The sequence below is a fragment of the Burkholderia sp. Ac-20392 genome (assembly GCF_017104585.1).
GTDB classification, from domain to species: Bacteria; Pseudomonadota; Gammaproteobacteria; order Burkholderiales; family Burkholderiaceae; genus Burkholderia; species Burkholderia lata.
This window is the reverse complement of the sequence record NZ_JAAGPB010000411.1, coordinates 1-7,705: the sequence shown is the minus strand read 5'-3', so window position 1 is coordinate 7,705 and position 7,705 is coordinate 1. Positions and strand designations below refer to the sequence as shown.

Below are 7,705 nucleotides of genomic sequence, written 5' to 3'. Positions count from 1 at the left end.
GGTGCCGGCCGCGATGCGGTTCGGCCGCAGCACCGCGAACGGCAGGCCGAGCACGGCGACGATCGTCAGTACCCCGATCAGGATGCCGACCTTGTCCGCCGTGATGCGTCGCGCGGACGCTGCCGCGCGATCCGTCATTTAACGAAGCCCTTCGATTTCAGGTAGCTTTTCGCGACGCCGGCGGCCGGCTCGCCGTTGATCTGGATGCGCGCATTCAGCGTCTGCAGCGTCTTCAGGTCGAGGCTCGCGAACACGGGCTTCAGGTAGTCGGCGATTTGCGGGTGTGCTTTCAGCACGGCTTCGCGGATCACCGGCGCGGGGGCATAGACGGGCTGCACGTGCTTGTCGTCGTCGAGCACCGCGAGGCCGCTCGACGCGATCCCGCCGTCGGTGCCGTAGACCATCGCGGCATTCACGCCGTCGGTCTGGTTCGCGGCGGCCTTGATGGTCGCGGCCGTGTCGCCGCCGGACAGCACGACGAGCTGGTCGGGCTTCAGCTTGAAGCCGTACGCTTTCTCGAACGACGGCAGCGCGGACGCGCTGTTCACGAATTCGGCCGACGCCGCGAGCTTCACCTTGCCGCCGCCGGCGACCCACTTGCCGAAATCGGAGAAGGTCTTCAGGTGCTGCGACTGCGCGACGGGCGCGAGCACGGCGACGCCCCACGTGTTGTTCGCGGGCGCCGGGGTGAGCCAGACGAGATGGTTCGCCGCGTAGTCGAGTTGCTTCGCGGTGTCGTAGCCCTGGCTTGCGTTCTTCCACAGCGGATCGTCGGCCTTGTTGAAGAAGAACGCGGCGTTGCCGGTGTATTCGGGGTAGATGTCGATCTCGCCGCTCGTGAGCGCCTTGCGCACGATCGGCGTGGTGCCGAGCGCGATCTTTTCGGTGACGGCGATGCCGTGCGCCTTCAGCACCTGCGCGATGAGGTTGCCGAGCAGGTTGCCTTCGGTGTCGATCTTCGACGACACCACGACGGGCGCGTCGGCATGCGCGCCGGGCGCGACGATGGCGGCGGCGAACGCGAGGCCCAGGATCCGGGCGGGCAGGGCGAGCTTCATACGGGCCATTCTCCAGGACGGGGGCGTACGCCGAAAGTTACTTGACTGAGCCGGCTTTGGCAAACCGCGTGCGGCGGCGTGCCCACAGCCCGTGTGGGGATTACCCGCATCCGTGTTGCAGGCTTGTTACACTGAAATCCGTTCCCGCCTTGCCGACACTTCCTGACATGAAGCCCGAGTTGCTGGTTCTCATCGCTTTGCGCGGCGACGCGCATCGCGAGATCGCCGCGTCGTTCGACGTGCGCTACGCCCCGACACCTGAAGCACGCGAACGCGCGATCGCCGAACACGGCGGCACGATACGCGCGGTGCTGACCAACGGCAGCACGGGGCTCACCGCCGCCGAGATCGACCGTCTTCCGCAACTCACGTTCGTCAGCGCGCTCGGCGCCGGCTACGAGAACATCGACGTCGCGCATGCCAAGGCGCGCGGCATTACCGTGGTCACGGGCGCCGGCACCAACGACGATTGCGTCGCCGATCACGCGTTCGCGCTGCTGCTCGCGGCCGTGCGCAATGTCGTGCAGCTCGATGCGAAAACCCGTGCGGGCGTGTGGCGCGAGGGACTGGCGATGCCGCCGAACGTGTCGGGCAAGAAGCTCGGCATCATCGGGCTCGGCAAGATCGGCGAGAAGTGCGCACGCCGCGCGGCGGGCTTCGACATCGAGATCGGTTATCACAACCGGTCGGAGAAGAACGTTCCCTACCGCTATTTCGATCGCGTCGACGCACTCGCGCAGTGGGCCGATTTCCTGATTGTCGCGACACCGGGCGGCGCGGGCACGCGGCACCTGATCGATCGCGCGGTGCTCGATGCGCTCGGCCCCGACGGGTTCGTCGTCAACGTGTCACGCGGCAGCGTTGTCGATACCGCTGCTTTGGCGGAGGCGTTGCGGGAAGGTCGCATCGCGGGCGCGGGGCTCGACGTGTACGAAGGCGAACCCGAGCCGCCGCGCGCGCTGACGGATCTCGGCAGTGTCGTGTTGACGCCGCACATGGGCGGCTGGTCGCCCGAGGCGCTCGATCGCTCGGTGCAGCAGTTCATCGACAACGCAGCGCGGCACTTCGCGGGGCAGCCGGTGCTCACGCCGGTGTGAGGGCGAGGCAGCAGGCGCGAATCAGGTCGCCTGCTTGCAGAGTTCCCAATAGAACGCCGGCAGGTTCGCCGGCTTGTCGGCATCGAGGTCGATCCAGCCGAACTGGTTGTGCTCGTCACTCAAGACGATTTCATGACGATCGACCTAGCACTGGAAGCACACGATGAGCACGTGCTTGCCCGGCACGACCTCGCATGAACGGCTCGCCACGTAGCGGATCGCCGATGCGACGATCCCGCATTCCTCCTGCACTTCACGCGTGACGGTTTCTTCGAGCGATTCGCCTGCTTCGGGCCAGCCGCCCGGCAACTCCCATTCGTCGCGCGGATTGCGCAGGAACAGGACCGAGCGGCCGTCGCGGACGATGGCTTTGGCGCTGATGGGGATCATGTGGGTTCACCGTGGGCATTCGACTGTCGCAGCCTATCGCAGGTGTTCCCTTCGTGCAGCGAGCCCCCGCCTGCGCGCCGGTCGGCGCAGGCGGGGGAGGCCGAGTCGTTACGCCGGAAGCCGGCGTGCGACTATGCGCCCGTGGACGACGAAGCCAGCGGCACCGTCACCGACGTACCGGCCGGATCGAGCGTCAGCCCGGTGCCCGGCGTCGGCCGCAGCGTGGCCTCGTTGTCGCTGGACAGCACGACGAGCCCCAGCCGATGGCCGGCTTCCACCTTGTAGTCACGCGGCATGAACGTCAGCTTCAGGTCGTACGGCATCCCGGGCAGCACGGGCTCCGAGCGCCACTCGGACCACCGGTTGCGCGGGTCGGTCCACGCACGCGTGACGATCGTCGCCGTGCCGTCCGGCGCGCGATCGACCAGCAGGGCCGTCACGTTGGCCACCGCCGTGAAGGTCAGCCTGACGCGTGCGGTCGCTGAACCGGACAGGCGTGTCGCGGCCGTGAGCGGCGCGGTTTCGAAGCGGCTGCGGTTCTCGCCCGTCGGCGCGTTCGCCAGCGTGAGCGCGGGAATGCGCGCATCGTCGGTGAAGCGCGCGAGCGGGCCGCCGGTCGGCAGCCGCAGCAGCGTGCCGGTGCCCGCACCGTCGCCGCCCGCGAAATACGTGACCGGCGTGGCGTGGCGTGCGGCCCAGTCCGCTTCCTTCAGCAGCGTGCCGTCCGCCTGCTCGATCACCGCGCGCGGATCGCGTTCGACGCCGTTGTCGAAACCGATCAGGTAGCGCGTAAACCAGCGGTTCACTTCCGCGGTCCACGCATCGGCCATCGCCGGCACGCGGGTCGGGTCGGTGTGCTTCAGGCGATGCAGCCACAGCTGCGTCGGCACGCCCTGGCGCCGCATCGCGAGATGCCACAGCGTCGACTGGTCGACCCGCACGTTGTCGTCGGTCAGCCCCTGCGCGACGAGCGCCGGCGCGACCGCGTACGCGGTGGGAATGTCGCGCGCGGCCCAGAACGGCGAATAGTCGCCGGTCTTGCGGTCTTCCTGCTGCAGCGCTTCGTCGATCAGGTGCGTGCAGCGCTCCGGATGCGCGTTCGTCAGCAGCGCCTTGATGTACACGTCGACGTCTTCGCCCTGATAGCCTTCCGGCGCGCGCACGAGCCCGCCCGAGCGGTAGTAGCCGTACATGTTCGTCAGCCCGGCCACCGGCACGATCGCGTCGAGCCCGCGCGTGCGCAGGCTCGCGACCATCTTCGGCAGCGTGCCGTCGTACGACACGCCGTACATGCCGACGTGGCCCGTCGACCAGTTCGCGACGACCGTCTTGCCGTTCGCGTCCTTCGCGGTCGCGTCGCGGCCGAGCCAGCGGATCACCGATGCCATCGCGACCGATTCGTCGCGTGTGAGGATCGTCGGGCAGCCGTCCGAACCGGCGGTGCCGAGCGAATCCGCGTAGACGATCGTGAAGCCGCGCGGGATGAAGTAGCTCTCGATCCACGAGCGCCCGGCGGCGGCCGCTTCGACCTGCTGCAGCATCCGCACCTGCGGCGCGGCGGCCATGATGCGCGCGGACGCGCCGGTCGCTGCCGTGGCCGCCGTGGCGGCCGGATGCGGCGTGCCGTCGAGTTCGACGTCGACGTTGTGGTCGGGGCTGTCGGCAAGGCCCGCGTAGTACGGGCTCGCGAGCACGATGACGGGCGTGCGTGCGCCGTTCGCGGTTTCGGTCGGGCGCACGATGCGCACGTGGATGCGGTCGCGCGTGCCGTCACCGTCGGAATCGACCGGCGTGTCGACCCACGCGTTCTCCTCGATCGTGCCGCCCGACAGCGACGGCTGCACCTGGCCGTTCGTGATCACGGGCCGGTAGCGGCCGCCGCTGGCCGGATTGGCGTACGGCACGCCGGACGGCGAAACGCGTGATGCAAGCGACTGCTTGTCGGCCGCCGATGCGGCGGCCCCCTCCTGTTGGCCCTGCGCGAGCGCGGAGACGCCCGCCACGCTGCCGCCGTCGTCGCCGCCGCACGCGGCGAGCGTCGCGGCTGCAACGAGCGCTGGAAGCCACGCGCGACGCAATCCGGTTCGATGAATGTCCATTGTCGACCTCTTCTTTTGATTGTCTGGAACCGGACGGCCCGCGATATGCCCCCTGCGGCCCGGCCGGGTGCTGCATCGGATGAAACGGAACTGCACCTGCGAAAGCGCCGGGCGCGATGCCCGGGTGTCACGGCCGGTGTCGACGCGCGTCACGCATCGTGCAACCCGGCGGGCGTCGGGGCGACTGCATCGCCCCGAACGGAAAGCGTCAGCGCGGCGGCCGCTTCGGGCCGTGCGATCGATGCGAGGCACGCGGCACGAAATGAATGCAGGAGTGCGAATCAAATGCGGGCATGCCCGATCTTCCTTCAGGTTTCAGACGAAACGGAACGGCACGATGCGATGAGGCGGGGATGTTGCGAACGGCGGTGCTGCAACGGCAGGAAAGCGCGACGCGAGTCGGCGGGGCTGGCCGGATTGCTTTCCGGAAGCTTGCGCAAAACTTATCTCAGTGAAATCTCGGTGTCAAACTTTTTTAGTTTGAGTCAAACAAAGTTTTGAAGCGCGTCCGGCGATCGACCTGCGATCGGTCTAAATTTCCGTGAAATCTGTCCGTAAACGGTAAAAAACACATTGAAAGGAGAGAGAGGGCATGACGATTTCTGTCACGGCAGCGAGCGGCCTTTCGCTCGCGCAGATGGCGCAGGAAGCGGCGCTCGACGGCCGCCAGCAGGCGGACGCGGCGGTCGGGCAACCGCAGGACGCGCCGATTACCATCCGGGCGCTGGATCTGGACGCGATGCAGGCGGCGCGCATGAAGCAGATGTCGATACTGGGCAACCTGTCGACGGCGCTGCGCGACGTCACCAGCCAGCTCGCGACGAGCATGCACGAGATCATCGCGAAGCGTCCGGACCTGGCCGACGCGCAGTTCGACTTCAAGACCGACAACGGCCGGATCGAGGTCGTGTCGAAGACGATGACGGAAAGCGATCGCGCGTGGGTGGAGTCGACGCTGAACGCGAACGCGGGCCTCGTGCTCGCGACGCGCGAGTTTCACCAGCAGGCCGTCGACTTCGCGGAGCAGGGCGCGGCCGCCGTCGGCGAGACGTTCACGGACGACGATCGCAAGGTGGCCAGCCAGCGCGCCGACGCGGATTTCCTCTTCATGAAGGAGATCAACGCGTCCGTCGCGCGCAACCAGAAGTTCGAAGAGGTCGGCGGGCATTTCACCGCGCAGGACGGCACGCCGCTGAAGTTCGACCAGTCGGCCGGCAGCGCGCGCGGCACGCTGGCGCTGCTGGATACCGACCGTCAGTTGTCGTCGGGCGCGGCGATCTTCGTCGACGATTCGGGGCAGAAGACCTACGGCCGGCGCGCGGGCCTGATCGACGTCGGCTTCGGGGCCGCGTTCGAGAACATCCTGAACGGCCGCAACAGCATCGGATTCCACGAGATCGCCTGACGATGCGCGTCGCAGAGCCTGGCGCCGCGCGCCGCGCGCCTATTCGTCGCGCAGCGCTTCGGCCGGCCGCACCCGCGCGGCACGCCAGCTCGGGTAGAGCGTCGCGATGCACGACATCAGGAACGCGGCCGCGGCGATCTCGATCACGTCGGTCGCCGCGAGCTTCGACGGCAGCGAGCTGAGGAAATACACGGACGGCGTCAGGAAGCGGATGCCGAGCAACTGCTCGATCGCCGGCAGCACCCACGGGATGCTCACCGCGATCGCGCAGCCGAGCGCGACGCCCGCCAGCGTGCCGGCGAGGCCGATCGTCATCCCCTGGATCGCGAAGATCTTCATGATCGACCCGGGCGGCGCGCCGAGCGTGCGCAGGATCGCGATGTCGCCCTGTTTCTGCGTGACGGTCATCACGAGCGACGATACGAGGTTGAACGCGGCGACCGCGACGATCAGCATCAGGATCAGCGACAGCATGCGCTTTTGCAGCCGCTCGGCTTCGAACCACGTGCGGTTCTGCCGGGTCCAGTCGCGAATATAGAGGTCGCCCGACAGCGTGCGCGACAGTTCCAGTGCGATGTCCGGCGCGCGCTGCAGATCGTCGAGACGCAGCCGGATGCCGGTGGGCGCGCGCACGTTGAACAGCGTCTGCGCGTCGCGGAGATGGATGTAGGCGAGCGCGCTGTCGTACTGGTAGTGGCCCGACTCGAACGTGCCGACCACGTTGAACTGCCGGAACTGCGGCAGCGCGTCGCCGACGCGAGCGGCCTTGCCGGGCGCGAAGAACGTGATGCGGTCGCCGATCTTCACGTGCAGCGCGTCGGCCAGCGCCGAGCCGAGCACGATGCCCATCCCGCCCGGCACGAGCGCGTCGAGCCGCCCGGTTTTCAGCTTGCGCGCGATCTCGGACACGCGCGGTTCCAGCACGGGATCGATGCCGCGCAGCGCGACGCCCGTCACGCTGCCCGCGTTCGTCAGCAGCGCCTGCGCGTCGACATAGGGCGCGACGGCGCGCACCGCCGGATTCTGCAGCGATTCGTGCGCGGTGAGCCGCCAGTCGGGCATCGCGCCGGTCGGCGAGAAGATTTCCACGTGCGCGAGCACCGACAGCATCCGGTCGCGCACTTCGGTCCGGAATCCGTTCATCACCGACAGCACGACGATCAGCGCGGCGACGCCGAGCGCGATCCCGGCCATCGCGGCGCCGGCAATGAACGACACGAAGCCGTCGCCGGCCGAGCGCCGGCCGCCGCGCGCATAGCGCAGCCCGATCTGCCATTCGAACGGGAGTTTCAAGCGGTTTCCTTTCATTTTGATTCGATCCAGCCGAGCCGCGCATTCTAGCGAACGCGGCGCCGCCGTGCGCAGACGCTGCGCCATCGACGGCCGATATCCGCCCGACCGGCCGGTCATCCGGCAGCGTTGCACGCCGGCACACCGATATTTCCATCGTTTCGGGTCTGATCGATAATGGCGCCCAGCATCCGGTCGAACATACCAAGCAATTACGGCGCAATCGGGCCGCGCCGTCACAGACCCATAACAATTCGGGGAAGGTTGCCGCACCAGGCAGCATGTCCTTGACAAGGAAATAACAATGGATTTGCTGCGCTTCCTGTTGCTCCTGCCGATTCGCGTGGCGGGCTTCGTCTGGTGGCA

The 7,705-nt window shown here is 67.8% G+C and carries 6 protein-coding genes and 1 pseudogene; 2 read left to right on the top strand and 5 right to left on the bottom strand.

Annotated elements, in window-relative coordinates:
- Together G3N99_RS42115 and G3N99_RS30550 are read right to left on the bottom strand one after the other, a co-directional pair.
- Positions 1 to 138: pseudogene (locus G3N99_RS42115) on the bottom strand (ABC transporter permease); the annotation flags it as partial.
- Positions 135 to 1,058 carry an ABC transporter substrate-binding protein gene (locus G3N99_RS30550; RefSeq protein WP_174936300.1) on the bottom strand — a complete coding sequence of 308 codons (924 nt, stop codon included), beginning with the start codon at positions 1,056 to 1,058 and terminating at the stop codon, positions 135 to 137. The gene G3N99_RS30550 and the pseudogene G3N99_RS42115, both read right to left, overlap by 4 nt.
- 167 nt (positions 1,059 to 1,225) lie before the next feature.
- Between G3N99_RS30550 and G3N99_RS30545 the strand changes: the two genes are divergently transcribed.
- Positions 1,226 to 2,155 carry a 2-hydroxyacid dehydrogenase gene (locus G3N99_RS30545; protein WP_206124235.1) on the top strand — a complete coding sequence of 310 codons (930 nt, stop codon included), beginning with the start codon at positions 1,226 to 1,228 and terminating at the stop codon, positions 2,153 to 2,155.
- 144 nt (positions 2,156 to 2,299) lie between these two features.
- On the opposite strand, the gene G3N99_RS30540 is transcribed toward G3N99_RS30545, so the two are convergent.
- On the bottom strand, positions 2,300 to 2,545 hold the full coding sequence (locus G3N99_RS30540; RefSeq protein ID WP_241011926.1) for an NUDIX domain-containing protein: 246 nt from the start codon (positions 2,543 to 2,545) through the stop codon (positions 2,300 to 2,302).
- A gap of 131 nt (positions 2,546 to 2,676) precedes the next feature.
- Complete coding sequence (locus G3N99_RS30535; RefSeq protein WP_206124234.1) at positions 2,677 to 4,644, bottom strand: Xaa-Pro dipeptidyl-peptidase; 1,968 nt, start codon at positions 4,642 to 4,644, stop codon at positions 2,677 to 2,679.
- Positions 4,645 to 5,236: 592 nt separating this feature from the next.
- Between G3N99_RS30535 and G3N99_RS30530 the strand changes: the two genes are divergently transcribed.
- Complete coding sequence (locus G3N99_RS30530; RefSeq protein ID WP_206124232.1) at positions 5,237 to 6,049, top strand: hypothetical protein; 813 nt, start codon at positions 5,237 to 5,239, stop codon at positions 6,047 to 6,049.
- A gap of 39 nt (positions 6,050 to 6,088) precedes the next feature.
- Here G3N99_RS30530 and G3N99_RS30525 read toward each other — a convergent pair whose 3' ends face one another.
- The gene (locus G3N99_RS30525) at positions 6,089 to 7,357 is read right to left on the bottom strand and encodes a lipoprotein-releasing ABC transporter permease subunit (RefSeq protein ID WP_174936321.1); all 1,269 of its coding nucleotides are present in this window, start codon (positions 7,355 to 7,357) and stop codon (positions 6,089 to 6,091) included.
- Positions 7,358 to 7,705: the final 348 nt, after the last annotated feature.